We start from the raw sequence: 26,709 nt of genomic DNA on the forward strand, positions 1-26,709 counted from the left end.
CCATGCGAACCGTCGCGGTCGCGCTGGTCGACGACATGCCGCTGTTCGAGCTGGCCATCGCGGCCGAGGTGTTCGGGCCGTCCCGGACCGACCTCGCCGATCCCTGGTACGAGCTGCGGTTTTGCGCGGCGAAGCCGGAAACCCGCACCGAATTCGGCTTCCGGCAGCACGCCGGCCACAGTCTCGACACGATCAAGGACGCCGACACCGTGCTGGTGCCCGCGTTGCCGTACGCGTGCGTCCAAAGTGGACAACCGATTCCGGCGCACCTGGTCAGCGCGATCCAGGAAGCCGCCGCCCAAGGCGCGCGAATCGTTTCGCTGTGCACCGGCGCGTTCGCGCTCGCGGCGGCGGGGCTGCTCGACGGCCGGCGCGCGGCGACGCATTGGATGTACGCCGCCACTCTCGCCATGCGGTACCCGCGGGTCCAGGTGGACGCGTCGGTGCTCTACGTGGACGACGGACAAGTCCTCACCAGCGCTGGCCGCAGCGCGGGCATCGACCTCTGCCTGCACGTCGTGCGCAGCGACCTCGGCGCGCACGTCGCCAACGAGGTCGCGCGCCGGATGGTGCTGCCCGCGCATCGCGGCGGCGGCCAGGCGCAGTACGTCTCCGCGACGGTCCCGGAGACCGACGACGCCGGGCTCGGGCCGGTGCTGCACTGGGCGACGCGCCACCTCGACCAGCCGCTGACCGTCGAACAGCTGGCCCGCCGAGCCGGGGTCAGCCCGCGCACGTTCGTCCGCCGGTTCCACGAAGCGACCGGGACCACGCCGTTGCAATGGCTGCTCGACCAGCGCGTCCTGCGCGCCCGCAGCCTGCTGGAATCCACCGACCTGCCGATCGGCCTGATCGGCGAACGCAGCGGTCTCGGTTCGGCGGCCAACCTCCGCCGCCATTTCACCCTCCGGCTGGGGACAGCTCCGACGGACTATCGGCGCGCGTTCCGCGGATGAGCCCGAGCGCGGTCAGCCCGGCCGCGACGGTCAAGCCGACCGCGCTCCAGCACGCGACCGTCACGTCGGCGGCGAGGAAAACCGTGGTCAGCACGGAAACTCCGACGGTTCCGCCGAGTTGCTGCACCGCGTTCAGCAGCCCGGCCGCCGAACCCGTTTCCGAGGGGCGGACGAGCGCGAGCGCCGCGGTGAAGAACGGCACGGTGAACAGTCCGGTCCCCGTTCCGGCGACCGCCAGCGCGACCAGCAGCGGCCAGCCCAGCGCGATCCCGGCGATCCCCGCCGCCAGGAAACCCGCGCCGGCGAAGAGAATCCGAGTGCCGAAGCGCGGAACGAGCCAGCGTCCGGCCACAAAGGACGATACGGCCAGGCCGCACGACCACGGCAGCAACGAGAGTCCGGCGGTCCGGGCGTCGGCATGCTGGGTCAGTTGCAGGAACAGGACGACGACTTGGGTCAGGCCGGTCATCACGGCGAAGAACAGCACTGACGTCACCAGTCCGGCCGGAAAACCCAGGCCGCGGAAGAGACTGCGCTCGATAAGACCGCCGCGAAAACGTTGCTGCAGAGCGAAAATCGCCAGCACTGCTACCCCGGCGACGACCAGGTATCCGTTCCACTGCGTGAGCAGCGGGTAGACCACGAGCCCCGCGCCCAGCACGACCAAGCCGGTCCCGAGCAGGTCAAGGCGCGGCCGGGAGGCGGACCGGTCTTCCGTGAGCAGCCCGGACGCGGCGAGCACGGCGAGTCCGAGCGGGACGTTCACCAGGAACACCGACCGCCACGACCAGGCGTCGGTGAGCAGTCCGCCGAGAACCGGACCGCTCACCGCGGCCAGTCCCATCACCGGGCCGATCATGCCGAGCGCCCGCGCACGGGCCGCGCCGTCGAACAGGACGCGGATCAGCCCGATTGTCTGCGGGATCACCAGAGCGGCCGAAGCTCCTTGCAGGGACCGGAAAACGAGCAGAAACCCGGGACTGGACGCGGCCGCGCACAGGGCCGAGCTGAGCACGAAACCGGCTGCTCCGAGCTGGAAGGTGCGGCGGCGGCCGAGGATGTCGCCGAGCCGTCCGCCGGTGATCAGAAGGAGCGCGAAGGGCAGCGTGTACCCGGCAGTGTAGAAGGAAATCGTGCTGGCCGCGCCGCCCAGTTCGGCGTGCACCGCGGGGGCGGCGACCTGGACGATCGTGGTGTCGAGGAGGTTCATCGCTTCCGCGACGAGCAGGACCGCCAGCGCGGCCCAACGGCGTGCGTCGTTCATGCCGCCAGACTGGGCAGCGGCCGGGCAAGATTCCAGCCACCGCCGCGAACGAGCAGAAATCTTCCATTCCGGGTACTTTCGTGCAGAATCGAGCCATGCTCGACGACCTCGACCACGCCCTCGTCCACGCGCTCCAGATCGACGGCCGCGCCCCGTTCGCGCGGATCGGCGCCGTCCTGGGCGTCTCGACGCAGACCGTCGCGCGCCGCTACCGGAGGCTGCGCGCCGAAGCCGGACTGCGCGTCGTCGGGCTGGCCGCACCGCATCGCGCCGGGCAGACGCAGTGGCTCGTGCGGCTCACCGTCGTGCCGGCGGTCGCGCAGCGGGTCGCCGACGCACTCGTCCGCCGCACCGACACGACGTGGGTCAAACTCGCCGGCGGCGGCACGGAAATCTGCGTCATCGTGCACAGCGCCAACGGCTCCACGCCTGAGCACGGCCTGCTGCTGCACGACATCCCGCGCACGACCGGCATCACCGCCGTCTCCGCGCACCAGTTGCTGCACCTGTACCACGGCGGTCCCACCGCGTGGCTCGGCCGCGCCGAGGTCCTGACCGACGCCCAACGTCGTCAGCTGGAACCGGAAACCCGCGCCACGACTGCCGAAGCGACCGCAGCCGACGAGCCCCTGCTCACCGCACTCCAACGGGACGGCCGCCTGGGCCAGACCGAACTGGCGACCATCACGGGCTGGTCCGCGGCGACCGTCGCGCGCCGGATCGCCGACCTGCGAGCGGCGGAAACCCTTTACTTCGACGTGGAAATCGACGCCCGGCTCTTCGGCGCGACCACGCAAGCACTGCTGTGGATGGCGGTGGCCCCGGCCGATCTCGACGCCGTCGCCACCGAACTCGCCACCCACCGCGAACTAGCCGTCGTAGCCGCGACCACCGGCCCGACCAACCTCCTCGCCCACGCCCTCTGCACCGATCCCCCAGCCCTGCACCACTACCTCACCCACCGGCTCGGCGCGCTGCCCGGCATCCGCTCCTGCGAAACCGCACCCGTCCTGCGAACGCTGAAAGCCGCCAGCCCACTCACCCGCTGACCGCCTCGTACACCCCCGCGATCAACGCCACGAACGGCACCAGCGACAACAACACCAGGAACTCCGAGACATCCAGCAACCGCGACCAATACGGCGACCGCACCCCGCGCGCGACCCGCGTCGCGTAGATCAGCGACACCACCGCCGCCAGCACCAACGCCAGCCCCGCCGCGAGCAGCGCGATCCGCTGGTTCGCCGCGATCAGCCAGAAACCCGCGGTCAGCAACGCGACAAGCCCGAAGGCGACCAGCACCAGCCGTTGCGTGCGGCCCGCGTACGCGCGCGAGCGCTGGATCCACGCCGTCCCGAGAAGCGCCGCCAGCCCAGCTTCCCACGCCCCGCCCGTGGTGAGCACGATCGACGAACCGAGCACCACGAGCCCGAGCGCCACCAGCAGGCTGGTGAGCAACGCCTGCGCATACGTGGTCCGGCCGGCCATTTCCGCGCCGAGCGACGGTTGTTCGTTGGCCCGGAAGGATTCCATGTCGTCCGGCACCCGCGGGAGCGGCATCCGGCCGAGCCGCAACGCGAGCATCGGTGCGACGGCGGCCAACGCAGTCGCCAACACAGCCGCGACAGCCGCCGCGGCCACCGGCTTCGCACCGGTCAGCAGCACGACGCCGGTCGCGATCGCGCCAATCCCGGCCGAACCGACGACCGCGACGAAGAACGGCAGCCGGTCCGCCACCGAAACCGCGGCCAGCACGCCGTAGACAGTCACCGCGGCGAGGCCAGCGGCAAGCGGTCCGGCAGACAGCGAGAACACCGAATGCGGGGGCAGCAAAGACATTCCGGCCAGGAACGCCACGCCGACCCCAGCCAGCGCACCGGCCGCGCCCGCGCCCGAATCGCCGTACGCGCGGCTCAGCGCGCCGCCGCCGAGCAGCAGCACGATCGCGAGCAGCCCGGTGCCGATCGGCGCGAGCACGCTGCCCGCCAGCGACGCCTGGATCAGCAGCCCGCCCGCGAACAACAGCAGCGCGGCCGTCGTAATCCCGGCCCGGCGGGCGATTTTCGGCCCCCACGCGGTCGACGCGGATTCGCCGACGCTCGCGATCGAGTCGACCACGTCGTCGAACAGCAGCGGGCCGCGCGGACGTTCGCGCGGGGTCAGGTGCAGCACCTCGCCGTCGCGCACCTGCGCGGCGGCCACGGTGAGGCCGAGCGCGAGCGGCGCGCCGCCGAGCCGCGACAGCACCCAGCCCGGATGCTCGGCCGACGCCTGCCCGGCCGCCCCGGCCAGCCGGACCAGCTGCGGCACCAGTTCGGCGAACGTGCTCTGCTGCGGCAGCGCGACGTCCACCCTGGCGCGCGGGGTGACGATCGTGACGCGCCGGGTCGACCCGGCGACGGCCGGCGCGCTCACTGCTGGGACCTGGCCGCCTCGATCACCGGGGCGAACTTCGCGCTGCTCGCCTCGGCCAGCTTCTGCAGGCCCGCGTTCACCGCTTCGAGGACGATCTCCGACAACGTGCGCGCGTCGAACTCGCGGATCGCGCGCTGGTCGATGTCGACCGAGGTGAACCGGCCGTCGCCGCGCAGCGTCACGGTCACCTCGTTCTGCCGGGAGGCGGCCTTGACCTCCATCGCCTCGACCGAGCGCTGGATCCGCTGCACCTCTTCGGTCTGCTTGCGGACCTGCGCGAGCAGCTCGTCCATGTCCGGCACGGCATACGGTTCAGTCACCGTCGTTCTCCTTCTCCTGCGGGGTTTCCCGGCGGACGTGCACGCTGGCGACGAACTTCCGGAAGTCGGGGACGAGCGGGCGCGCGTCCCGCGGATCGGCCGTGCAGACCAGTTCCAGCACGACCCGCCCGGCCGGACCGGGCACGGTCAGGAACACCTGGATCTGCAGCAGCTCCTGGCCTTCGCCGGTGCGCATCCGCACCGTCTGGGTGCAGCCGGGCGCGGCGGGACCGCCGACCTCCTGCCAGTCGAGCACGTCCAGCGACGCCATCGTCCGGCCGAGCCGTTCGACGGCCTCGCCGGCGATGTCCTTCATCGGCGGGGAATCCTGGCGCTGCTGGACGCCGAGCGTGATGTTCGGCGTGAAGTCCGCCTTCGGATCCGGGTGCACGGCAACGAAAACCAGCCCGGGCGCGATCGGCGGCACCGGCGTCCAGCCGTCCGGGACGTCGAAGCCCAGCGGGAGCGTCACCAGGTCCGCCATGGCGCTCACCACGAACCCACATACTGCACGGCGTCGTCCCAAGCCCCGCCCAGCGCGTCCGCCGCCTGGCCCGCCGCGTCGCCGACCGCGTCGATCGCCGCGCCGCCGTATTCGGCGACCGCCGCGCCGACCTTCGGCAGGTCGATGTCGATCTTCGCGCCGATCCCCGCGCCCAGCCCCAGCGCCGCGCCCGCCTTGAAGTTCATCTTCAGATGGCCGTTGTCGTAAACGAACTGGCCGTCGAGCTGAGCGCCGATTCCATATTGGACACTCCCGCTCGCGCCGACGCCGACCCCGGCGACATCCGCCGCGACCTGGCCCTCCAGCTTGCCGCCGGTGAAAGCGTTGGCGTGCACGCCAAGCCCGTGCACGCCGAATTGCGCCGAACCGCTGACCTCGCCGCCGGCGAACGCCGAACCGCGAGCGCTGCCGTGCGCGACACCGTAGCTTCCGCTGGTCCCGATGTCCTCCCGGAAGCCCAGCTCAGCGTGGCCGGACGCCTTCGCGTCCCAGCCCTGCGAGGAGATTTTCCCGTCGTACTCCGGAATGAAGCCGTCTTGCTCGTGCGCGGTTTTGTAGTAGGTGATCTCGGTGGCCCGGCCGATCGCGGTCTTCTGCTTCGGCTGCCCGAACGGCGTGTCCGCCTTCTTCGGCGCGCGGGTGCCCTCAAGGCCGTTCCACGTCAGCTTCTTCCAGCCGGAATTGCCGAACCACGACGGCACCGAACGCGGCCGCTTGCGTCCGTCGAGCGTGTCGCCGTTGACCCAGGACAACGGGCCGTAGACGCGTTTGCCCAGCTTGCCCGGCTTGCTCATCGGCCCGGCCCACGGCGCGGGGAACAACTCCGCCAGCGCGTCGGACAGCTCGTCGGCGACCTGCCCGGCCGCCGCGACCGCTTGCTCGCCCAAATCCCTTGCCGCGGCGAGGAAAGCGCTCACCGCGTTCGGATCCGCCGCACGCGCCTGATTGATCAGCTGCGCGCCGTACTGATCGAACTGCGAAAGAACCGAGTCGACCCCAGAACGCGCCCACCGCAACAGCTGTCCGGCCATCGACAGTCGCTTGCCTTGATCAGCCAGCTTCGTGCCGTCTTCGGTCAACGCGTGCGCGACCTCGGACGCTGCTGTCGCGTACGCGGTGTACGCAGCGCCGTCCCAGTCAGCGTGCAATGCCGTGGCAGCGTCCGCGATTTCGGTGGCCTTGCCGGTAATCGTGGACGCGTTGGTGCCACAGCGGTTCGCCGCCGCTTCGAGCGCCGCCGGGTCGCCGGTGACCCGGCGCTGGTATTCGACCAGCACCTGCCGGTAGTTCGACAGCACCGAGCTGACGACTCCGGACGCGTCCACGGCCACCGGCTACGCGCCCTTCGCGTCGATGTCGACGTGCTGCTGGAAGTGCTTGCCCTGGTAGGTGACGTCGACGTCGATGTCCACGTCCTGCCCGGCCGGAGCCTCGACGGTCGACTTCCCGGTGGTGAGGTCGGTGTGGATCACGACCTCGTGCGCACCGGTCGACTGCCCGGGCACCGAAGGCGCGGGGGCCGGAGCCGGAGCCGGGTCCACCGGGATCCAGCTGTTGCCCGGGTTGGCGCCCGCTCCGGCTCCGCCGCCGGACGGCCAGGCTCCGGCGCCGGTCCCGCTGCCGGAGGACCAGCCGCCGCCGTGGGACAACGCCGGCGGCGTGTAGTTCGTGAACGACGGGACGGCGCCGGGCACTCCCCCGCCGCTGCCGCCGATCGCCGCCTGCCCGGACGCGCTCGCGACCGGCGCGGGAAGCTGCGGCGCGCTGACCGGAGTACCGGAGATGGCCGCGTTGCCCGCCGCGCCGCTGGCGTCGGAAGAACCGTGGTGGAACAGCTTTTCGATGTCGCCGATGATCGTCGCGACCTGGGTGATCTGGTTCGCGAGGTCGCCCGCGCCGAGCGCCTTCAGCAGCCCGCCGACCGCGGTGATGAATCCGCGCAGCGTGGCGCTGGTGGCGGTGGAAAGCGCGACCGCGGCCCCGTAGGTCCACCAGTTCGACATCAGCGACGCGACGGTCGGGTTCACCGCCGCGACCACCGACCGGTACGCCTCCTGCGCCGCCTTCACCAGCGTGCCCGAGACGCCGAGCAGCTCGGCGCCCTTCTCGATCACGTTGATGATCTTCGTGAGCTGGTCGAGCGAATGGGAGATCTTCTGCAGCGCCGATTCCGACGCCCCGCCGGACCAGACCTTGCCGAGCTGGTCTGCGGCCTTGCTCAGCTCGGTGTAGAGCGAGGTCAGCTCGGCGGCCTTGTGCAGCAGGTCGAGGACGTGCTTCGCGATCTGCTCCGGCTGGCCGGTGACGATCTGCGGCAGCACGGTGATCGGGCCGCCGCCGGATGCGGTGGCGTCCATCGCGCTGGAGTTCGGGAAGAGCATCGGACCTCACTTGGTCGGGGGTCGGGGTCAGACGGAGGCGGGCCGGTACACGCTGACCTTGGCCAGTCCGCCGAGGCCCGGATCGACAGGGCCGTGGTTGTACAGCGCGCCGCCGTCCCCGGCGACGCCGATCACCGGGTGGTGGTCGGGCAGCAGCAGCGGCTCCACCACGACGACGTCGCCGCTGTGCACGCCGCCGGGCACGTCGCCGAAAGTGCGCGCGGTGCCCGAATAAACCTCGATCAGGCCGACGCGCGCCTGGTTGTCGGCGTCGCCGGCGAGCCACTCGTTGAAGTCCGCGACGCCGTGGAACCGGGCGTCGGTCAGCGGATGTTCGGCGAGCCGGCCGAGGTCCGCGTCGCCGAGGTAGCGCAGCACGTTGCCGACCGAGGACGGTTCCCCGTGCGCGCCGGCGCTGTCGGTGATCGCCGCCGCGGCCAGGTGCGCCGCGTGCGGGGTTCCCCAGATCGAGGTCAGCGACGGCGCCGGATGGCTCCCGCCCCCGCCGTAGCCCTCGGATACTGCTTCGTCGGCGCTTTGGTAAGCGTCGGCGCTGTGCTTGACCAGGCCGTTGATCTCCTGCAGCAGCTGCAGCAGCGAGCGCACCGCGGTCACCTGCTGCGAGTGCAGCGCCTCGTTCGCCGCCGCGACGACGCTGCCGAAGCTGGCGAACGTCGTCGGCTGCAGGACGAGTTTTTCCAGGTCCGCGACGGCGTTGATGCCGTGGGCGATGACCGCGCCCACGTTGCCGACGGTGGAGCGCATGGCCTCCGGCTCGGCCCGGTACTCGCCGGTCGTGCCCATGGCGCTCCCTTCCCGGTCTCCTGCGGTCGACGCACCGGTGCGGGGCGTCTGCGCAGAGCGTAAGTTCGCGCCGCCGGGCGAGCGGACGGCAAAAGTACCCACCGCGACCGGACAGCGGGCGGCCAAAATACGGGGCATGAGTTCCACCCGCGACCGCCTCGGCCCGCTCGGCGAGCAGCCTGGGGAGATCCTGCTGCAGTCCCCGCCGATGCTGCCCAAGAGCGGCTCCGGCGGCGTGCTGCAGCTCATGATGTTCCTGCCGATGATGCTCGGCATGGGCGCGATGTCGTTCGTCTACATCGGACGCGACGGCGGGGTGATGACCTGGATCTTCGGCGCGCTGTTCGTCACCGCGATGGGCGGCATGATCGTGATGTCGCTCGGCCGCGGCGGGATGGCGAAGAAGGCGCAGATCAACGAGGAACGCCGCGACTACCAGCGGTATCTCGCCGGTCTTCGCACGCGCGTGCGCGCGGTCGCCGACTCGCAGCGCGCCACGCTGATCGCGCAGCAGCCGGATCCGGCGGACCTGTGGGCGTACGTCGAAACCGACCAGCACTGGGACCGCCGCCGCAGCGACCGCTCGTTCGCGACGGTGCGCGCGGCCACCGGCCCGCAGCCGCTCGCGACGCCGTTGCGCGCGCCGCAGATCGCGCCGCTGGAAGAGCTGGACCCGGTTTCCTCCACCAACCTCAAGCACTTCATCCAGACCTTCTCGACCGTGGAGGGCCTGCCGGTTTCGATCTCGCTGCGCTCGTATGCGGCCGCGACGCTGTCCGGCCGCCGGTTCGACGTGCTCGGGATGACCCGCGCGGTGCTGGCGCAGCTGGTCACGTTCCACTCCCCGACCGACCTGCGGGTGGCGTTCTGCGTCGCGCCGGACCGTGCGCACGACTGGGAATGGGCGAAGTGGCTTCCGCACGCCACCGCTCCGGCGCTCGCCGACGCGACCGGCCCGCGGCGGTTGTTCGCCGACAACGCCGCGGAACTGGCGCGGCTGCTCGGCCCGGACCTCGGCGACCGTCCGGCGTTCTCGCGCCGCGGTCCCTCCGCGGACCTGCCGCATCTCGTGCTCGTCGTCGACGGCGGCGACTCCCACGGCGAACCCCGGCTGCTGGCCGAAGAAGGCCGGCTGGGGATCACGGTGCTGGAGATCGGCGGCGACCAGCCGCGCGCGACGTCGACCGACCGGTTGCTGAGCCTGCACGTCTCCCCGGAACAGCTCGGCATGGTCGTGCTCGACGGCACCGACGCCCGGCTCGGCTTCCTCGGCATGCCGGACCGGCTCGACCACGGCGCGGCCGAGGCGCTGGCCCGGATGCTGACGCCGCTGCACCAAGGCGGCGCGGTGGTCAGCGAACAACCGATGTCCTCGACGTTCGGCCTGGCCGGGCTGCTCGGCATCGGCGACCCGCGCGACACCGACCCGACCGTCACCTGGGCCCCGCGCCCGGCGCGCGACCGGCTGCGGATTCCGTTGGGCGTCAACCCGGAAGGCCGTCCGGTCGAACTGGACCTCAAGGAATCCGCCGAGGGCGGCATGGGCCCGCACGGGCTGGTGATCGGCGCGACCGGGTCCGGCAAGAGCGAACTGCTGCGGACGCTGGTCACCGCGCTGGCCGTCACGCATTCGTCGGAGAAGCTGAACCTCGCGCTGATCGACTTCAAGGGCGGCGCGACGTTCGCCGGCATGACCAACCTGCCGCACACCTGCGCGGTGATCACGAACCTGTCCGACGACCTCGCGCTGGTCGACCGCATGGCGGACGCGCTGAACGGCGAACTGCTGCGGCGGCAGGAACTCCTGCACGCGGCCGGAAACTACGCGTCGGTGCGCGATTACGAGAAGGCGCGCGCGGACGGCGCGCCGCTGCAGCCGTTGCCGTCGCTGCTGGTGATCATCGACGAGTTCTCCGAGCTGCTGTCCTCGCGGCCGGAGTTCATCGACCTGTTCGTCGCGATTGGACGGCTCGGTCGTTCGCTGGGGATCCACCTGCTGTTGGCTTCGCAGCGGCTCGAGGAAGGCCGCCTGCGCGGGCTCGACTCGCACTTGTCGTACCGGATCGGCCTGCGGACGTTCTCCGCCGCGGAAAGCCGTGCGGTGCTGGGTGTCGCCGACGCCTACCAACTGCCGCCGGTGCCCGGTTCGGCCTACCTGAAGTCCGACAACGACACCCTGATCCGGCTCAAAGCCGCCTACGTGTCCGGCGAACTCCCGCCACGCAGCCGCATCGTGCGCTCCGACGGACAGCAGCTGGGCGTCCTGCCGTTCACCCTGGCCCCGGTGGAAGTGCCGGTCGCCGAACAACCCGCCGCCGAAGCCCCGGAGAAGGGCACCGGCGAAACCATCATCGGCGCGATGCTGTCCCGGTTGGAAGGCCGCGGCCCGGCCGCGCACCAGATCTGGCTGCCGCCGCTGGCCGAACCGCCCACTTTGGACCAGCTCCTGCCCCCGATCGGCGAAGACCCGCACCGCGGTTTGTGTCCGCTCGGCTGGGGCGGCAACGGCAAGCTGACCATCCCGGTCGCGTTGGTGGACAAGCCTTTCGAGCAACGCCGCGACATGCTCTGGGCGGATTTCTCCGGTGCGGCGGGCAACGCGGTGATCGTCGGCGCACCGCAAAGCGGCAAGTCGACATTGATGAAGGACATCGCGGCGATGCTCGCGCTCACCCACACTCCCGCCGAGGTGCAGTTCTTCATCCTCGACATGGGCGGCGGCGCGCTGGCCCCGATCGCCGGCCTGCCGCACGTCTCGGGCTACGCCACCCGCCGCGATCCGCAACGCTGCCGCCGAGTCGTCGCGGAACTCGTGACTTTGCTGGAGCAGCGGGAAGAATTCTTCGCCGCGCACGGAATCGAATCGATGGCCGCCTTCCGCAGCCGCCGCGGCGAGTTCACCGAAAGCAGCGACGACCGCGAGTTCGGCGACGTGTTCCTGTTCGTGGACAACTGGACCACCATCCGGTCGGAGTACGAACGCCTGGAAGAACAAATCACCGCGCTGGCGCAACGTGGTCTGGGTTTCGGCATCCACGTCCTGGTCTCGCTGAACCAGTGGATCGGCGCCCGCGCGCAGTTGCGCGACGCCATCAGCACCCGCTTCGAACTGCGCCTCGGCGACCCGGCGGACTCGTCGATCGACCGCAAGGTAGCCCAAAACGTCCCCGCCGACCGCCCCGGCCGCGGCCTGACGGCGGACAAACTGCACTTCCTCGCGGCTCTCCCGCGCATCGACTCCGACCAACGCCCGGAAACCGTCGGCGCCGGCGGCCTGGACCTGGTCCGCCGAGTGTCGGCGGCCTGGACCGGCCCGCGTGCTCCGCAAGTCCGCCTGCTGCCCCCGGAAGTCCCGCTGGACTCGCTGCCCGCCGCCCCGCACGGCCGGATCACGCTGGGGCTGGCGGAATCCACCCTGCGCCCGGTCCACCTGGATTTCCGGACGGACCCGCACTTCCTGGCCTTCGGAGACGTCGAATCGGGCAAGAGTTCCCTGCTGCGCGCCCTCATCACCGGCATCTGCGCGGCCAACACGCCCGACGAGGCCCTGATCCTGGTCGGCGACTACCGCCGGGGCCTGCTGGGCGTGGTGGACCAACCGCACCTGCTCGGCTACGCCGGCGCCGAGAACACGTTGACCGACCTGGTGAACCAATGCGCGACCGCGATGCGCAACCGCCTCCCCGGCCCGGACGTCACGCCCGACCAGCTGCGCAACCGCTCGTGGTGGCGAGGCCCGGACCTGTACGTCGTGATCGACGACTACGAACTGGTCGCCACCGCCGGACGGAACCCGCTGCTGCCCTTGCTGGAATTCCTGCCGCAGGCCAGGGACATCGGCCTGCACCTGATCCTGGCCCGGTCTTCCGGCGGCGCCGGACGGGGCTTGTACGAGGCAGTGATCCAGCGGGTGCGGGAACTGGGCTCGCCGGGTCTGGTCATGTCCGGCGGGAAGGAAGAGGGCGCACTGCTGGGCGATGTGAAGCCCTCGCCACAACCGGCCGGCCGGGGGACGCTGGTGTCGCGACGGCATGGGGTGGAACTGGTGCAGGTGGCGTGGACCAAGCCGGTGGAGGACTGAGCGGGGGTCAGTCGAGGAAGACCTCTTGGTGGGTCAGGTGGCTGAAGTAGCTCACGTCCCATTCCGCGGGTACCTCACTGCGGCGGAACGTCTTCGACCGGGATACCGGCCCGTTCCAGCATGATCAGGCATGCCCCGACGAACCCGCGCCAATTCCCGGTACACCGGATGCGTCATCACGGAACTGTCGAGCCTCGTCCGCACGAACGCCGCGAGCGGTTCCAGCCCGGCGCGAAGCCGGAGCCGTCGTCGTGCGGAACCACGTCCCCCAACGACTTCGCCCGCCACACCGCCGACCACTCGACGTCTCCGCTGAGCGTCAACGCCTCGAACCCGGCAACCGCACTGATTCCGCCGGTCCGGCAGTACAACCGGATTTCGCAGGCCATCACGCCCTGGCGAACGCCGGACCGGTCACTTCTCCGCGCGCGAACGATTCCATCGCGGCCAACCGCCGTCCCACCCCGGATTCAGCGGGCACCTCGCTCCGCCTCTCCCAGGCGTGCTCCACCGGCGGGGCAGCCCCCCCGGCAAGAACAGCCTCACCCGGCCACCGCACCGCCGCGTCGATCAACCCCCACGGAACCCCCAGCGAGGCAACCCGCTCACGGACGCCCGAGCACCGGATAAGCCTCCTCGATCGCGGCCAGCCCGGCCACCACCTTCGCCACCTGCGCGTACTCGATCCCCTCGATCCGGAACGTCAGCTGGTTCCCGCTCGAATGATCAGCGACCGCGACGCCCTCCGCCTCGGCCTGGCCGTCCTCGACGGTCACCGTCAGGTCCAGCCAGTCCTCCAGCGAGGTCAGCCGCGCGCTGCCGCCGGACTCCGGGCAAGCCGCCAGCTCCTGCCGGAACTCCCGCAGCTCGTTGGCCCGCAACCCGGCGTCCAGCCGCGCGGTGAACCCGCCCGCCACGATCTCGATCGGGCTGACGAGCCAGTTACCGTCCCAGAAATCGTCCGCGCCGGGATGCATCCGCCCGTGCACAGCGATCACCAGACGATCTCCGCGCGGCGCGCCGAGCGTCACCGTATGCATCCCGCTCCCCGGTCTCCCTTGCCTCCAGCCCTGCCAGCATAGGCAGTCCGCGCCGAGGTCTACCGGCGGCTCGAAGCGACCCGGGTCCCGGCCGCACGCTCCGCGAAACGTGGATCGAAGACCGACTTCCGTAGGTTACCGGATTTCCGGATGTTGCCTACGGTCGGGAAATCACCACCGACGCGGAGGGATTTTCCATGCGTTACGCGAAAGCGGCGGCCGTGGTCGCCGGGGCTGCGATGGCGTTCGGGGCCGGGGCAGCGGTCCCGGCGAGTGCCGACACGCACATCATCGGCGGCGACACCGTGAAGTCGGCCCCGTGGGGCGCCCAGGTGTTCTGGGACGACGTCACCGACTACGGCGGCTTCGAATGCTCCGGCACGATCATCGCCTCGCAGTGGGTGCTCACCGCGCAGCACTGCCTGAACAAGGGCGGCATGCACGTCAAGGTCGGCGACGTCGCGCTGGGCCAGGGCACCGAGGCCGCGGTCGACGAGCAGAAGGCTTCCCCGAACGGCGACATCGCGCTGCTGCACCTCAAGTCCGCAGTGGACACGACGTACATGAAGCTCGCCGACAAGGACCCGGAAACCGGTGCCACCAACCAGATCTACGGCTGGGGCCGCACCAAGGACCAGAGCCCGCCCTCGGACACCCTGAAGACCGCGGACGTCCAGGTGACCGGCGAAAGCACGGACGCCTTCAACGGCAAGGCGATCGCGAGCAAGGGCGTCACCGGCTCCTCCTGGCACGGAGACTCCGGCGGCCCGCAGCTGGCCGACGGCGTCCAGGTCGGCGTCTGCTCGACCGGCGAGAACTCCGGCAGCGACGAACACGGCACGCAGAACTACGCCAGCGTCGCCAACAGCCGGGACTGGATCAAGCAGACCGCGGGCGTCTGATCCGCGTGGTCCGGCCTGCCGTCCCCGTGCGCGGCAGGCCGGAACCCCGCGGGGCTACCGGACGAGGGCGCGCAGCGCGGCCTTGTCCGGTTTTCCCGATTCCGCGACCGGCACCTCGTCCAGCACAGTGAACGAAGCCGGAACCGCGGCCTCCCCCAATTCCGCGGCGACCGCCGTTCGCAATTCTTCCGGATCCGGCGTGCGCCCCGGAGCGGCGACCACGAACGCGTGTGCCGCTTCCCCGGTCCGTACGTCCGGAACCGCGACGACATAAGCCTGATCCACGGCGGGATGCGCGGCGATCGCGCGCTCGATCGGCCCGGTGTAATGAATCACCGCGTTCACGATCACCACGTCCCGGGCGCGTCCGGTCAAATACAAAAACCCGTTCTCGTCGAGCCGCCCGATGTCCTGGGTGCGGACCCAGCCGTCGGCCAGCACCGTCGCGCTCAACGAGGGATCGCGCCAGTAGCCCGCGAAAGCCCTTGCGGTACGGGCGAAAACCTCTCCCGTCACCCCAGCGGGAACCGCCTTCCCCGACGCGTCCCGCACCTCCAGCGAGACCCCTTCGACCGGCAATCCCACCGATTCGATCGCCGCTGGATGCTTCGCGACATCCGCCGCGTCCAGCACGGTCAATTTCCCGGTCTCGGTCTGCCCGTACCCTTGCCGCAACGCAGGCCCGATTCGCTTGAATCCCTCTGCCAGCAACCCCGGTTCCACCGGAGACCCGGCAACGGTGAGCATCCGCAGCCCGGAAAGATCGATTTCCTCCTCCCGCAGCACATCCAGCATCCGGTACAGCCGGGGAACCGTCACCAACGCGGCCGTGATCTCCAGCCGCGGCAATATCCAGGGAAAGTCCGGCAATCCCTCCGGAATCACCGCGGTCCCGCCCGCGAGCAAACAAGCCTGCAAATGCAACACCATCACCGCACTGCTCAACGTGCCGAAGAGCAGAAACCGCCGATAGTCCTCCGCCGAATCCCCTGCCCGCTGCTCAAGCCCGAACTCGGCCAGCGCGTCGAACCGGTACGCGACCCCCTTCGGCACCCCCGTGCTCCCGCTGGTGAACACCACCCAGCCCACGTCCTCCGGCTTCCCGCACGGCACCGGTTCCTCATGCGCGGCAAGGAGTTCCGGCCCGATCGGAAGCGTCCGCACTCCCGTCAGCTCCGGGAATCCGGCGTCAGTCACCACCGCGGCCAGCCCGTCCAGCACCGCGGCCAGATGCGCTGAAGGCATCCCAGGCCGCACCCCGACCGCGCGAGCCCCGAGCGCCTGCACCGCGATCTGCGCGGCCCACCCCTCCGGCGTCACCCCAGTCGCGAGCCCGACCCCGTCCCCCGGCCGGATCCCGGCCGCCCGCAGCCCGGCGGCGAACCGGCCGACCAGTTCGAGCAGTTCACCCCGGCGCACCCGCCGCCGCCCGCGCTCGAACGCGATCGCGTCCGGCGCGCGCCGCAGCGAATCCAGCAGGTCTTGGGGAAATGCCATCACACCGTCCTCTCGTCGGGCCAACCCGCCAAGGGGTACCGGAGAGATCTCAGAATCCCCTCAGCGCATGCCGCTCATCGGGAACCCGCGCCGACAGCACGCCGCCCAGCACCACCACCGCGACCAATCCGGCAGTCGCGGCCAGCGTCCAAAAGTCCGGCCGCACAATCGACTGCCCCCGCATCGCCTGCCACGCCGTAATCACGATGACCCCCGCGTACCCGACCGCGCCGGTCCGCACGAGCCGAAGCCGCACGAGTTCGTTCGACAGCACCGGATACCGCCGAGACAACGCCGCCAAGGCGAGCGCCAGCAACGGCAGCGCCTGAATCGCATGGATCCCCACGAAGTGCGTGATCCGCAGATCCCCGCCCACCGTGCTCCAGCCCAGCAGCGGCAACCCCGGCCCGCCGTCCTCGAGACCGATCGTGTGCCCGCCGATCATCGCCGGTTTCCCGCCGCCGTCCAGCATCCGCTGCTGCGCCGGGCTGGCCGAGAACATCGTCAAGGCCAGTCCCATTCCGCCCGCCGCGAGCGCGGTTCCCCACCGCAGCGCGGACGTCAGCGCGCGATCCGGCAGCTTCTGGAACAGCAGCAACCCGACCACCGCCGCGGTCGCGCCCCACGCGGTGAACGCGCCGGTGGCGAGGAGATTGCCGATCGTCACGTCGGCCGGCGTCGCGTGGTTGAAGTGCAGCGGACGGTCTTGGACCAGCACCTGCCATACCAGCAGCGCCATGTCCGTGCCCATCCCGACCGCGAACGCCGTGCCCATCCACCATCCGGCCCGGCGGCCGCGTTGCACCAGCGACAGCAGCCACGCCAGCGTCGGCGCGTACAACGCCACTGACACCGCGAATTTGAACGGTTTCGCCCACAACGGCGCGTTGACGAGCGTGCGATCATCCAGAAGCAGCCCGAACCCGCACGCGACCAGCAGCAGCACCATCGCCCCGGCCAGCACGCCGAGCGGGCGGTGCAGCCGGAACAGCCGTAATCCCCAGCAAGCCATGCGGCCAGCCTGGTCTCGCGCGCGACGCCGGGCACTGGCGTCGTCCCCCGTCTCGCCGGTAGGGCGCACCCCACCTGTGGGTAATAGTGCCGTCAAAGCGACCGGCAGTTGTGCCGTTTGACCACACCCGGTCTTTTTCTAGCGTGACATTCACACCGCGCGGCCCGCCGCGCACCGGGATTTTCCACGAGAGGGAAGGAGGTGGCCCGTCAGATGTCCAGTCCGGGATTCCAGGCAGATTCCGCTGCCATGACGCGCGCCGTCCAGGGCTTCGAGGAAACCGCTTCGAACGCTAAGACGACCATGGCCAGCTTGGAGTCCGAGCTGACCGAGACGCTGCGGAACTACAAGGGCGACCAGGCGGTCGCGTTCTGGGACCTGCAGCGCCGGCTCCAGGAGAAGATGGGCGCCGCCGTCCGGGAGCTCGACACCATGTCGCAGCTCGTGCACACCAGCCACGCGAACTACAACGCGGGCGACTCCGACGTGCACCAGAGCTTCCAGAGCGTCAGCCACACCGTCGAGGGCAACGTGATCCCTCGCCTCAACCCCTGAGAGAGGACCAGACACCATGGCTGACGTCGTAGAAATCAGCTTCGGGGCCCTGCAGCACAGCTCCGCGTCGCTCGCCGCGAAGGCGAAGGCGCTGACCTCCCAGCTCGAGCAGCTGCACCAGAACCTGCAGCCGATCACCCAGACCTGGTACGCCTCGGGCAGCTCCGCCGGCGAGGCGGCGCGCGCGTCCGAGACCCGGCTCCGCCAGGCGACCGCCGACATCGTCGCGATCATCGCGCAGTTCGGCACCAAGGTCGGCGACGCCCACGATCTCCAGCACCAGCTGGAGAACCGCAACCAGGGCCTGTTCGCCTGATCCGGCCCCGACGCCGGTCGTCCGGAGCGGGCCCACCCCCCACCCGCTCCGGACGGCCGGCTTTCCCGCGTCCTGCCGCACGAGAGGTCACCGGCCGATGCCCGACCAGTCGTACTACGTCCACCTGGAATCGCTGACGGACTTCGTCCGGGAGCTGGAAACCCAGATCCACGCGATGTCCCGGCCGAACGACTTCCTGCGCACCCTCGGGGAGCATCCGCTGCTGTTCGGGGAGTTCGGGGAAGCCGCTTCGCTCGCCGACGCCCACCGCGCCGCGGTCGCCGAGATGCAGGGCCTGCTCGAGCAGGTCCGCGGGGCGATCACGTTCGCGCAGGACGTCACCACCACCGTCGCCGACGGATACGCCCAGGCCGACCAGTCGGTCGCGGGCGACCTGCACCGCTCGGGTCAGCAGACCGGTCTGCTCGACCCGCTTTTTTCGTTGCTGGGCCTCGATTCTTCAGGGGGTAAGAACGCATGAGCGGCCCTCGCACCAACTTCGCCGGCTACACCCACCAGCAGCTCTACGCGATGCTGCAGGCGGGCGACCCGACCACCGCGCGCACCGCGGCCGAACAGTGGAACTCGGCCTCGCGCGGCCTGTACGACCAGGCCGAGAACCTGTCCGACCAGCTCACCGATTTCTCCAGCGCGTGGACCGGCGGCGCGGCCGACCAGTACCGGACGATGATGACCGACCTGGTCGGCGGCATCCGCAAGGTCGCGGTCACCGCGCAGGGCATGCGCGACATGCTGGAGGACGCCGCGGACGCGCTGGCCAAGGCGAAGGCCGAGATGCCGCCGCCGGTCGCGGTGCCGGACGTCTCCCCCGCCGACGTCGCGCTGGCGGTCAACCCGCCGCTGCTTCCCCCGGACGCCCCGCCGGCCACGATCATCGCCGCGACCCAGCAGCGGCAGCAGGCGATCGCCAACGTCGAAGCGCAGCAACAGGCCGCCAACGCCGCCGGCTCCGCGCACGCGAAGGCGATCGTCGTGATGAACAACCTCGCGACGAACTACGACACCGCCGAGGAGTCGATCCCGGTGTCGCCGAACGCGGCCGCTCCCCCGCCCAAGCCGGTCCCCGGCGGCGGCGCTTCCACCGGCGGCGCCCCCGGCCCGATCGGCAACAGCCCGGACGGCGGCACCTCGGTCGGCGCCCCGGTCGACTCGCACCCGCTGCCCACCGACGGCACGCAGGTCCCCGGCTCCCAGCCCGGGCACCCGGCGCAGACGGCGGGCAGCCCGTTGTTCGGCGACATGTTCACCGCCGGTCTCGCCGCCGCGTCGGCGGCCGCGTTCGGCCGGTTCGGTTCGATCATGCCGAAGGTTCCGTCGTGGGCCACGGGCGGCGCCAAGGACAAGGACAAAGACAAGGACGGCAAGGACAAGTCGCCGGAACTCCCGCCGGGAGCGAAGCTCGGCGGCGGAGCCGGCCCCGCGGGCGGGGGCGGCGGAGGAATCCCGGTCGGCGGCGGGGAAGCCCCGTCGATCGACGGCGGCGGCATTCCGTCCGGCGGCGGCCTCAGCGGTTCCGGGGAAGCTCCGGCCGCGCACTCCGGGCTGGCCGGCAACGCCCCGTCGAACGTCCTCAGCGGACTCGCGGGCGGAGCCGCCGGAGCGGCGGGCGCGGCGGCCAAGAGCGCCATGCCGATGATGCCCATGATGCCGATGGGCATGGGCGCCGGCGCCGACCTGGGCTCCGGACGGCGGATTCCCGCGTGGCTCGTCGAAACCGAGAACGTGTGGGGCCAGCAGGCTCCGGTCGCGCCCTCGGTCGTCGGCGAAGAGCCGGCCGACCAGCCGTGACCGACGGCTACCGGGTCGCCCCGGCGAAACTCGCCACCGCGGCGTCCGAATTGGACGCTCGGGCCGGGGCGCTCCGGGCCGCGCAGCAGTCCGTGGCGGGCGAAAAAGTGCCCGCCACGGCCTTCGGCCAGGTGTCCGCGTCGTCCGGCTGTGCTGCCGGGCTGGCGAAAACGCTCAGCGCACTCGCCGCGGACGTCGACCAGCGCGTCGTCCGCGCCCAGGTCCTTCGCGACGGCCTCACCGCTTCGTCGGCGGGTTACCGGCGCGCCGACGAGCAGGTGGCGGCGATGTACCGCTCGCTCCTGCCCGAGGACCCGATTCCGGCTGCCGGGAAATCCGCCGGCAGCGGCGGCTGGGCCGGGACCATCGCGGCCAACCGGATGAAGGTTTCCGACGCGCTCGCCGCCGAACGGACCCGCCTCGCCGGACTGTCCGATCCGGACGCCATCGCCCGCTCGAAGCGACGAATCGCGTTGTACCAAAGCATTGTCGACGACCACCGGCAGATCCTGCGGTTCGATCCGTCCGGCAACGGCCGGATCGCCGAACTGGTCGGCTCGATCCAGCCGGGCACGCGCAACGTCGGGCTTTTCGTGCCCGGCGTGCACACCCGGATGGACACCTTCCAGTCCTACGCCGACCTCGGCCGCAGCCTCGTCGCCGCCGACCCGAGCGGCCGGACCGCGATGGTCGTGTGGGCCGACGGGGTGTTCCCGCAGAACGTCACCACCGAGGGTGCCGAAGCCGGTTACGCGCAGACGATGGCCCCGAACCTCAAGGCATTCGGCGACGAACTGCGCGGCCAGGTCGACGCCCAGACCGGCGGAGCGGCCACCATCACCGCGATCGGCCACAGCTACGGCGGCGCCACCGTCGGGCTCGCTGACCAGCAAGGCTTGCCAGTGGACCGGGTGCTGCACGTAGAGTCGGCGGGCATGGGACACGGCGTATGGAGCCCAGCGGACCTGCCGCCGAGCCAGGCCGGCGTGCAGCGGTATTCGATGACCGCACCGCTCGACCCGATCGTTCTCGCCCAGGGCAACGCCGGGGCACTGGAATGGACCGGCATCGGCCACGGCGCCGACCCGGACACCTTCCCCGGCGTCACCGAACTGACCACCGGCCGCGACGCCGCCGGAAACGTGCAGTGGGGCCTGTCCTCGCACAGCGGCGTGCTCAAGCCGGGTTCGGATTCGTGGGAAAACATCTACGGCGTGCTCACCGGCGGCCACGTCACCGAAGCGCCCGCGCCGGTCCCGGCGGTGCTGCCGTGATCACGCGCGAGCTGAAGGATTTGGCCGCCGATCTGACGAACGTCATCGACAGCGTGGCCGCCGCGTTCGGGGCTCGCGCACTGCCCACAGTGGACGGTGAACTGGACTGCGATCCCGCCCGGCCGGGACAACTGGTGTGCTGGCAGTACGGAGTCCGGCTGGAGAACAGTCCCGCCGCGTTGCGAGTGCTGACCGAAGCGGTACGGCCGACGTTGGAAACAGCGGGCTGGGAATGGTACGACCGCAGCACTTACCGCGAAGTGATCGCCCGCTTTTCCCGCGACGGCGCGGATTTCAGCGTGCACATCGCCCGCGACGGCCGCGGGGTGGCGATCATCGGCTCGACCCGCCTAGTAAGCGTCCCACCCGAATAGCCCCGCCCCACCGCCTCGTGAGTGCCTATCACGGTTAGAACCGGGACCGCCACTCACGACCCCCGAACCCGCAGCCGCACCCGCCCCACCCCGCTGCCCCGCGCCCGCCAGCCCCAGCCGCCTCGTGAGTGCCTATCGCGGTTAGAACCGCGATCGCCACTCACGACCCCCGAACCCGCAGCCGCACCCGCCTCACCCCGCTGCCCCGCACCCGCCAGCCCCAACCGCCTCGTGAGCGGCAATCACGGTTAGAACCGGGATAGGCACTCACAACCCCCGAACCCGCACTCAGGCCCGAAACCGCGACGGCCGCCACCCGCGCCGCCGCCCCCTCCGGAACGCCGCCACGCCGATCCCCGCCGCGGCAGCCACCGCGACCCCGCCCACCGCGACGACCCCCGCCGCCACATCGGACGTCGGCCGGGCCTGTGCCGCGGCCGGAGCCACCGCGGGCAGCTCGGTCCGCACCGCCGCCGCGCTCGGGCCGGGTGCGTTGGCGGGCAACGCCGACGACACCGCGGCGTAAGCGTCGACCATTCCCCAGCCCCGGCGCGGATCGTGCGCCCCGGACGGCGGGCGGGAAGCGGTCAGCATCAACCGGTTCACCACCTCCTCGCCCTTCAGTTCCGGATGCGCCGAGCGAACCAGCGCGGCCACTCCGGCGACGTAAGCCGCGGCCAGGCCCGGGTCGGTGATCGGCCACCGGTGCGCGATCGCGCCCCCGCCGCCCGCCGACGTGCTCACCAGATTCGCGCCGGGCGCGGCGATTCCGAGGTAATCCCCGGCTTCGGTCTGCACTGGCGCGCCGGATTCGTCCGTGGAGCCGACCGCGAGCACGCCCTTCGAAGCCGTCGGATAGGTATGCGCCCCTTGCTGAGTGGCCGCCGCGGCCGAAATCACCACGGCCCCGCGCGACTTCGCGTGGTCGAGCGCCGCGCCGAGCGCCGGGCTGTCCGATCCCGCCGGGACCGCCACGAGAATCACTCCCGCGCCGCGGTCGACCGCCGTGTCGATCGCGCCCGCCAGCGCACCGGGATCGCCGCCGCCGTCCGAAGAGGAACCGTTGCTTTCGGTGTAGCGCAAGGGAAGCAGCTTCACCGCTGGCGCGACGCCGGTGAACGTGGTCTCGTTCGCCGGCTGCGCGCCGACGATGCCCGCGGCGATCGTGCCGCGTCCGTCGCAGTCGGAATCCGCGGTGCCGGCGCCGCCGAGCACCTGCCCGGGCCCGAATTGCGCGTTCTGTTTGTCGACACCGGTGCCGATCACCGCGACGGTCTGACCCTCGCCCCTGGTCAGCGCCCACAGCCGCGGCGGGTTGACCAGCCGCTGCCCCCAGGACACCGCCCCGGCGTACGGACCGGACGGATTCGCGCACGCGGCGGCCCCGGCCGAGGTCGCCGCGGCGGGCAGGCCGAGCACCACGAGCGCGGCCACCGCTCCGGCGGCAATTCCCCGCACCGCGGCCCCTCCCCTTGTCGGACAAGGAGATTCTAGTGGAGAGCGGGCCGCGGCGACAGGGTCAGTGCTCGTCGGCCAAGTCCATCCCGAGATCGAGAGCGGGCGAGGAATGCGTGAGCCCGCCGACCGAGAGGTAGTCCACCCCGGACTCGGCGTACGGCCGCGCGACCTCGAGCGTCAGCCCGCCGGACGACTCCAGCCGCGTCTTCGGCGACACTTCGTCGCGCCGCGCGACCGCCTTCACGCACTCCTCCGGCGTGAAGTTGTCCAGCAGCACCTCGTCCGCCCCAGCGGCCAGCGCCTCGTCCAGTTGAGCCAGATCGTCCACCTCGACCTCGCACGGCAGCTGCGGCGCGTGCTCCCGGGCCGCCGCCAGCGCCGCGGTCACCGAACCGGCCGCGACCACGTGGTTGTCCTTGATCAGCACCGCATCGCCGAGCCCCATCCGGTGGTTCACACCGCCGCCGCACCGCACCGCGTACTTCTGCAGCAGCCGCAACCCCGGCGTCGTCTTGCGCGAATCCCTTACCGCCGCACCGGTTCCCTCGATCGCGGACACCCACGCCGCGGTCGCCGTCGCCACTCCGGACAGCAGACACAACAGGTTCAGCGCCGTGCGCTCCGCGGTCAGCAGCCCGCGCACCGGGCCGCGCAGCACGAGCACCGGCTCCCCGGCGACGGCGGGCGAACCGTCCTCGCGGATCGAGACCACCTCGTAGTCGCTGCCGAGCACCTGGTCGAAAACCGCCAGCGCCACCGGAATTCCGGCCACCACCCCGGCGACGCGCGGCGTCAGCTCCGCCACCGCGCGGGCGTCCGCCGGAACCGTGGCCGCCGTCGTGGCGTCCGGCCCGTACCGCAAATCCTCTTCCAGCGCGGTGGTGACGACCCGCCGGACATCGGCGACGTCCAGCCCGTCCACCACCAGCGCCTGCTTGACCGCTTCGGAAAATTCCCCGCTCATGCCACCCCTTCCAACGACGCCGCCTCGACCAGCACCGGCTGTCCCGACGGGCTCAGCCGGATCAGCCGGCTCCGCCGCAGCCGTTCGTCCCGCTCCGGGAAGTCCGTCCGCACGTGACATCCCCGCGATTCCGTCCGCCGCTCCGCCGCCGCGAGCAACGCCTGCGCCACCACGGTGAGCGCCGCGTCCTCCACCGCGCCGTGCGTCCACAGCGGACTGTCCGTTGTGGACAAATCGAGCGCCGAACCCGCCGCGGCGAGCCCGTCCGCGTCCCGGCCGATCGCCGCGTACCGGCTCATCACCCGTTGCAGCACATCGCGTTCCGCCGCCGGCGCGACTGTCCTTTCCGGAATCCGCCCTCGCGCCGGATCCGGCAGCAACCCGGCGGCCAGATCCGCGGCGACCACCTCCGCGGCCCGCCGTCCGACCACCAGCCCTTCGAGAAGACTGTTGGACGCCAGCCGGTTCGCCCCGTGCAATCCGGTCCGGGCGACCTCGCCAGCCGCGTACAGCCCGCGCACGGTCGAGCGTCCGTCCACAGTGGTCACCACGCCGCCGCACGCGAAGTGCGCTGCGGGCGTCACCGGGATCGCGTCCACCGCCGGATCGATCCCGAGCACCGCGCACGCCGCGTGCACGGTCGGGAACCGCTTCGCGAAGCCGGGAATGCCCGTGGCGTCAAGGAAAACGTGATCGTCGATGCCGCCGGGAGCCAGCGCCTGCCGCCGGGTGATCGCCGCCGCCACGACGTCGCGCGGAGCCAGATCGCCGAGCGGATGCACCCCGGCCATCACCGACGCGCCCGCGCCGTCCACGAGCGTCGCACCCTCGCCGCGCACCGCTTCCGTGACGAGCGGGCACCGTCCGCGCGCGCCCGGCGTGTACAGCACCGTCGGGTGGAACTGCACGAACTCGAGGTCGGCCACCGCCGCACCGGCGCGCAACGCCAGCGCCAGCCCGTCGCCGGTCGCGATCTCCGGATTGGACGTCGCCTGGTACAACTGCCCGAACCCGCCGCTGGCCAGCACCACCGCGGACGCGCGCACGACCCCCGGCACGCCGTTGCGGTCCAGCACCGTCACGCCGGCCACCTCGCCCGCGGACGTGCGCAGCGCGTCGACCGCGAGGTGGTGCTCCAGCACCGGAATCCGCCGTTCCCCGGCCTGCGCGACCAGCGCGCGCTCGACCTCCGCGCCGGTGGCGTCGCCGCCCGCGTGGATCACCCGGAACGCACTGTGCCCGCCCTCTCGGGCCCGCGACAGCCCGCTCGTTCCGCGGTCGAACACCGCGCCGTTCTGCCGCAACTCGGTGACCGCCGCCGGACCGCCGCCGACGATCGACCGCACGGCGTCCTCGTCGCAAAGCCCGGCTCCGGCGGTGAGCGTGTCCGCTGTGTGCTTCTCGACCGTGTCGCCCTCGTCGCGCTCGCCGTCGAGCACCACGGCCACGCCGCCCTGCGCCCACCGGGTGTTGCCGTCGGCGACCGCCGCCTTGGTCACGACCAGCACGTGCAGCCCGAGTTCGCGAGCCCGCAGCGCCGCTGACAACCCCGCCACGCCGCTGCCGATCACCACCACATCGGCCCGCGCTTCCCAACACGGTTCCGGTGCGGTTTTCGCCTCTTCGGCGTTAACTAGGCCGCTCATTCTCCACCGCCGGGCTGCCCGATTTCGATCATCCGCTGCACCGACGCCCGGGCCCGCGAGGCCGTCTCCGGGTCGACGTGGACCTCGTCCGCGCCCTCGGTGAGGCTCCGCAGCAGCGCGGCCGGGGTGATCATCTTCATGTACCGGCACGACGCCCGGTCGTTCACCGCGCGGAAGTCGATCTCCGGCGCGGCCTTGCGCAGCTGGTGGATCATGCCGATCTCGGTGGCCACGAGCACCGAGGTCGCCTTGGTGTCGCGCGCCGCGTGCACCATGTCGCCGGTGGACAGGATCTTGACCCGTTCCGGGGCCACCGCGCCCTCGCCCGCCAGATAGAGCGCCGAGGTCGCGCAGCCGCATTCGGGGTGGATGAACAGGTCGGCGTCCGGGTTTTCCTCGGCGCGCGCGGCCAGCTCGGCCCCGTTGATGCCGGCGTGCACGTGGCACTCCCCGGCCCAGACGTGCATGTTCTCGCGCCCGGTGACGCGCTTGACGTGCGCGCCGAGGAACTGGTCCGGCAGGAAGAGAACTTCCTGGTCAGCCGGGATGGAGGCGACCACGTCGACCGCGTTCGACGACGTGCAGCAGATGTCCGTCTCAGCCTTGACCTCAGCCGTGGTGTTCACGTACGAGACGACCACCGCGCCCGGGTGCTCGGCCTTCCATTCGCGCAGCTGGGCGCCGGTGATGGAGTCGGCGAGCGAGCAGCCGGCCCGCGCGTCCGGGATCAGCACCGTCTTCTCCGGGGCCAGGATCTTCGCGGTCTCGGCCATGAAGTGCACGCCGCAGAAGACGATCGTGGACGCGTCGCTGCTGGCCGCGATGCGGCTGAGCGCCAGAGAGTCGCCGGTGAAGTCCGCGATGTCCTGGATCTCCGGGACCTGGTAGTTGTGCGCGAGCAGCACCGCGTCGCGCTTGCGGGCTAGTTCCCGCACGCGGGCGGCCCAGTCGGCGTCCGCCTCGACCCCGCCGTAGAGGGTCAGATCCTGGTCAAGCGTGGTGGTCATGTCTTCGGCCCTCTCGAGAATCGCCGGCCTCGGAACCGGAGCCGACCCCGGTTCCTCCCCATCCCGGTTTTCGCCTTATAATCGAAAACCGTGCGAAGCCATATTAACACCCGAGCCCCCCTCGCCCAC

General features: G+C 71.3%; 25 protein-coding genes. 10 read left to right on the forward strand and 15 right to left on the reverse strand.

Going from position 1 to position 26,709, the window contains the following annotated elements; genetic code table 11:
* The first annotated feature begins 2 nt into the window (after nt 1-2).
* Nucleotides 3-956: a helix-turn-helix domain-containing protein gene (locus tag F9C12_RS12960; RefSeq protein ID WP_409466029.1), complete on the forward strand. Its 954-nt coding sequence runs from the start codon at nt 3-5 to the stop codon at nt 954-956.
* Here the strand turns inward: F9C12_RS12960 and F9C12_RS12965 are convergent.
* Nucleotides 901-2,220, reverse strand: a complete 1,320-nt coding sequence (locus F9C12_RS12965) for an MFS transporter (RefSeq protein WP_409466030.1) — start codon at nt 2,218-2,220, stop codon at nt 901-903. The genes F9C12_RS12960 and F9C12_RS12965 overlap by 56 nt on opposite strands.
* Before the next feature lie 95 nt (nt 2,221-2,315).
* Between F9C12_RS12965 and F9C12_RS12970 the strand changes: the two genes are divergently transcribed.
* The gene (locus F9C12_RS12970) at nt 2,316-3,269 is read left to right on the forward strand and encodes an Lrp/AsnC family transcriptional regulator (RefSeq protein WP_409466031.1); all 954 of its coding nucleotides are present in this window, start codon (nt 2,316-2,318) and stop codon (nt 3,267-3,269) included.
* Here the strand turns inward: F9C12_RS12970 and eccD are convergent.
* Genes eccD through F9C12_RS13000 form a run of 6 tightly spaced genes read right to left on the reverse strand, consistent with a single transcriptional unit; the run spans nt 3,259 to nt 8,645 of the window.
* Nucleotides 3,259-4,635: a type VII secretion integral membrane protein EccD gene (gene eccD, locus F9C12_RS12975; protein ID WP_409466032.1), complete on the reverse strand. Its 1,377-nt coding sequence runs from the start codon at nt 4,633-4,635 to the stop codon at nt 3,259-3,261. The two genes, F9C12_RS12970 and eccD, sit on opposite strands and share 11 nt — an antisense overlap.
* Nucleotides 4,632-4,955 carry a YbaB/EbfC family nucleoid-associated protein gene (locus F9C12_RS12980; RefSeq protein WP_409182234.1) on the reverse strand — a complete coding sequence of 108 codons (324 nt, stop codon included), beginning with the start codon at nt 4,953-4,955 and terminating at the stop codon, nt 4,632-4,634. Before F9C12_RS12980 ends, eccD begins: the two co-directional genes overlap by 4 nt.
* A complete protein-coding gene (locus tag F9C12_RS12985; RefSeq protein WP_409466033.1) occupies nt 4,948-5,439 on the reverse strand; it encodes a hypothetical protein in 492 nt (163 codons plus the stop codon). The genes F9C12_RS12980 and F9C12_RS12985 overlap by 8 nt, the downstream gene beginning before the upstream one ends.
* A gap of 5 nt (nt 5,440-5,444) precedes the next feature.
* On the reverse strand, nt 5,445-6,791 hold the full coding sequence (locus tag F9C12_RS12990; protein ID WP_409466034.1) for a WXG100 family type VII secretion target: 1,347 nt from the start codon (nt 6,789-6,791) through the stop codon (nt 5,445-5,447).
* A gap of 3 nt (nt 6,792-6,794) precedes the next feature.
* Nucleotides 6,795-7,841, reverse strand: coding sequence for a WXG100 family type VII secretion target (locus tag F9C12_RS12995; RefSeq protein WP_409466035.1), 1,047 nt, complete (start codon nt 7,839-7,841; stop codon nt 6,795-6,797).
* Nucleotides 7,842-7,868: 27 nt separating this feature from the next.
* Nucleotides 7,869-8,645 (reverse strand): WXG100 family type VII secretion target, encoded by a 777-nt coding sequence (locus F9C12_RS13000; RefSeq protein ID WP_409182238.1) that lies wholly within the window; start codon nt 8,643-8,645, stop codon nt 7,869-7,871.
* A gap of 136 nt (nt 8,646-8,781) precedes the next feature.
* On the opposite strand from F9C12_RS13000, the gene eccCa reads away from it, so the two are divergent.
* Nucleotides 8,782-12,726, forward strand: a complete 3,945-nt coding sequence (gene eccCa, locus F9C12_RS13005) for a type VII secretion protein EccCa (RefSeq protein ID WP_409466036.1) — start codon at nt 8,782-8,784, stop codon at nt 12,724-12,726.
* A gap of 176 nt (nt 12,727-12,902) precedes the next feature.
* Here the strand turns inward: eccCa and F9C12_RS13010 are convergent, their stop codons facing one another.
* Together F9C12_RS13010 and F9C12_RS13015 are read right to left on the reverse strand one after the other, a co-directional pair.
* Nucleotides 12,903-13,115 (reverse strand): hypothetical protein, encoded by a 213-nt coding sequence (locus tag F9C12_RS13010; RefSeq protein WP_409466037.1) that lies wholly within the window; start codon nt 13,113-13,115, stop codon nt 12,903-12,905.
* Between the two features lie 216 nt (nt 13,116-13,331).
* Nucleotides 13,332-13,724: a hypothetical protein gene (locus F9C12_RS13015; RefSeq protein WP_409466038.1), complete on the reverse strand. Its 393-nt coding sequence runs from the start codon at nt 13,722-13,724 to the stop codon at nt 13,332-13,334.
* A gap of 239 nt (nt 13,725-13,963) precedes the next feature.
* On the opposite strand from F9C12_RS13015, the gene F9C12_RS13020 reads away from it, so the two are divergent.
* Nucleotides 13,964-14,668: a S1 family peptidase gene (locus F9C12_RS13020; protein ID WP_409182241.1), complete on the forward strand. Its 705-nt coding sequence runs from the start codon at nt 13,964-13,966 to the stop codon at nt 14,666-14,668.
* Between the two features lie 54 nt (nt 14,669-14,722).
* On the opposite strand, the gene F9C12_RS13025 is transcribed toward F9C12_RS13020, so the two are convergent.
* Together F9C12_RS13025 and F9C12_RS13030 are read right to left on the reverse strand one after the other, a co-directional pair.
* On the reverse strand, nt 14,723-16,165 hold the full coding sequence (locus tag F9C12_RS13025) for a class I adenylate-forming enzyme family protein (RefSeq protein WP_409466039.1): 1,443 nt from the start codon (nt 16,163-16,165) through the stop codon (nt 14,723-14,725).
* Nucleotides 16,166-16,214: 49 nt separating this feature from the next.
* Nucleotides 16,215-17,177: a hypothetical protein gene (locus tag F9C12_RS13030; RefSeq protein ID WP_409466040.1), complete on the reverse strand. Its 963-nt coding sequence runs from the start codon at nt 17,175-17,177 to the stop codon at nt 16,215-16,217.
* Nucleotides 17,178-17,426: 249 nt separating this feature from the next.
* Here F9C12_RS13030 and F9C12_RS13035 point away from each other — a divergent pair, with 249 nt between their 5' ends.
* The 6 genes from F9C12_RS13035 (at nt 17,427) to F9C12_RS13060 (ending at nt 21,505) form a co-directional block, all read left to right on the forward strand.
* Complete coding sequence (locus F9C12_RS13035) at nt 17,427-17,732, forward strand: WXG100 family type VII secretion target (RefSeq protein WP_037716812.1); 306 nt, start codon at nt 17,427-17,429, stop codon at nt 17,730-17,732.
* A gap of 16 nt (nt 17,733-17,748) precedes the next feature.
* Entirely contained in the window at nt 17,749-18,048 is a 300-nt protein-coding gene (locus F9C12_RS13040) for a hypothetical protein (RefSeq protein ID WP_037809581.1), read from the forward strand.
* Nucleotides 18,049-18,145: 97 nt separating this feature from the next.
* Nucleotides 18,146-18,529, forward strand: a complete 384-nt coding sequence (locus F9C12_RS13045) for a hypothetical protein (protein WP_009074866.1) — start codon at nt 18,146-18,148, stop codon at nt 18,527-18,529.
* Nucleotides 18,526-19,857 (forward strand): WXG100 family type VII secretion target, encoded by a 1,332-nt coding sequence (locus tag F9C12_RS13050; protein WP_409466041.1) that lies wholly within the window; start codon nt 18,526-18,528, stop codon nt 19,855-19,857. Before F9C12_RS13045 ends, F9C12_RS13050 begins: the two co-directional genes overlap by 4 nt.
* Nucleotides 19,854-21,131 carry an alpha/beta hydrolase gene (locus F9C12_RS13055; protein WP_409182245.1) on the forward strand — a complete coding sequence of 426 codons (1,278 nt, stop codon included), beginning with the start codon at nt 19,854-19,856 and terminating at the stop codon, nt 21,129-21,131. Before F9C12_RS13050 ends, F9C12_RS13055 begins: the two co-directional genes overlap by 4 nt.
* Nucleotides 21,128-21,505: a hypothetical protein gene (locus tag F9C12_RS13060; RefSeq protein WP_409466042.1), complete on the forward strand. Its 378-nt coding sequence runs from the start codon at nt 21,128-21,130 to the stop codon at nt 21,503-21,505. The genes F9C12_RS13055 and F9C12_RS13060 overlap by 4 nt, the downstream gene beginning before the upstream one ends.
* Before the next feature lie 288 nt (nt 21,506-21,793).
* On the opposite strand, the gene F9C12_RS13065 is transcribed toward F9C12_RS13060, so the two are convergent.
* From F9C12_RS13065 to nadA, 4 genes are all read right to left on the reverse strand, one after another.
* Entirely contained in the window at nt 21,794-22,963 is a 1,170-nt protein-coding gene (locus F9C12_RS13065) for a S8 family serine peptidase (protein ID WP_409466043.1), read from the reverse strand.
* A 61-nt stretch (nt 22,964-23,024) separates the two neighbouring features.
* Nucleotides 23,025-23,927 (reverse strand): carboxylating nicotinate-nucleotide diphosphorylase, encoded by a 903-nt coding sequence (gene nadC / locus F9C12_RS13070; RefSeq protein ID WP_409466044.1) that lies wholly within the window; start codon nt 23,925-23,927, stop codon nt 23,025-23,027.
* On the reverse strand, nt 23,924-25,573 hold the full coding sequence (locus F9C12_RS13075) for an L-aspartate oxidase (RefSeq protein WP_409466045.1): 1,650 nt from the start codon (nt 25,571-25,573) through the stop codon (nt 23,924-23,926). The genes nadC and F9C12_RS13075 overlap by 4 nt, the downstream gene beginning before the upstream one ends.
* Nucleotides 25,570-26,580: a quinolinate synthase NadA gene (nadA, locus tag F9C12_RS13080; protein ID WP_409466046.1), complete on the reverse strand. Its 1,011-nt coding sequence runs from the start codon at nt 26,578-26,580 to the stop codon at nt 25,570-25,572. The genes F9C12_RS13075 and nadA overlap by 4 nt, the downstream gene beginning before the upstream one ends.
* Between the last annotated feature and the right edge of the window lie 129 nt (nt 26,581-26,709).

Source organism: Amycolatopsis sp. GA6-003 (assembly GCF_046267895.1).
GTDB lineage: Bacteria > Actinomycetota > Actinomycetes > Mycobacteriales > Pseudonocardiaceae > Amycolatopsis.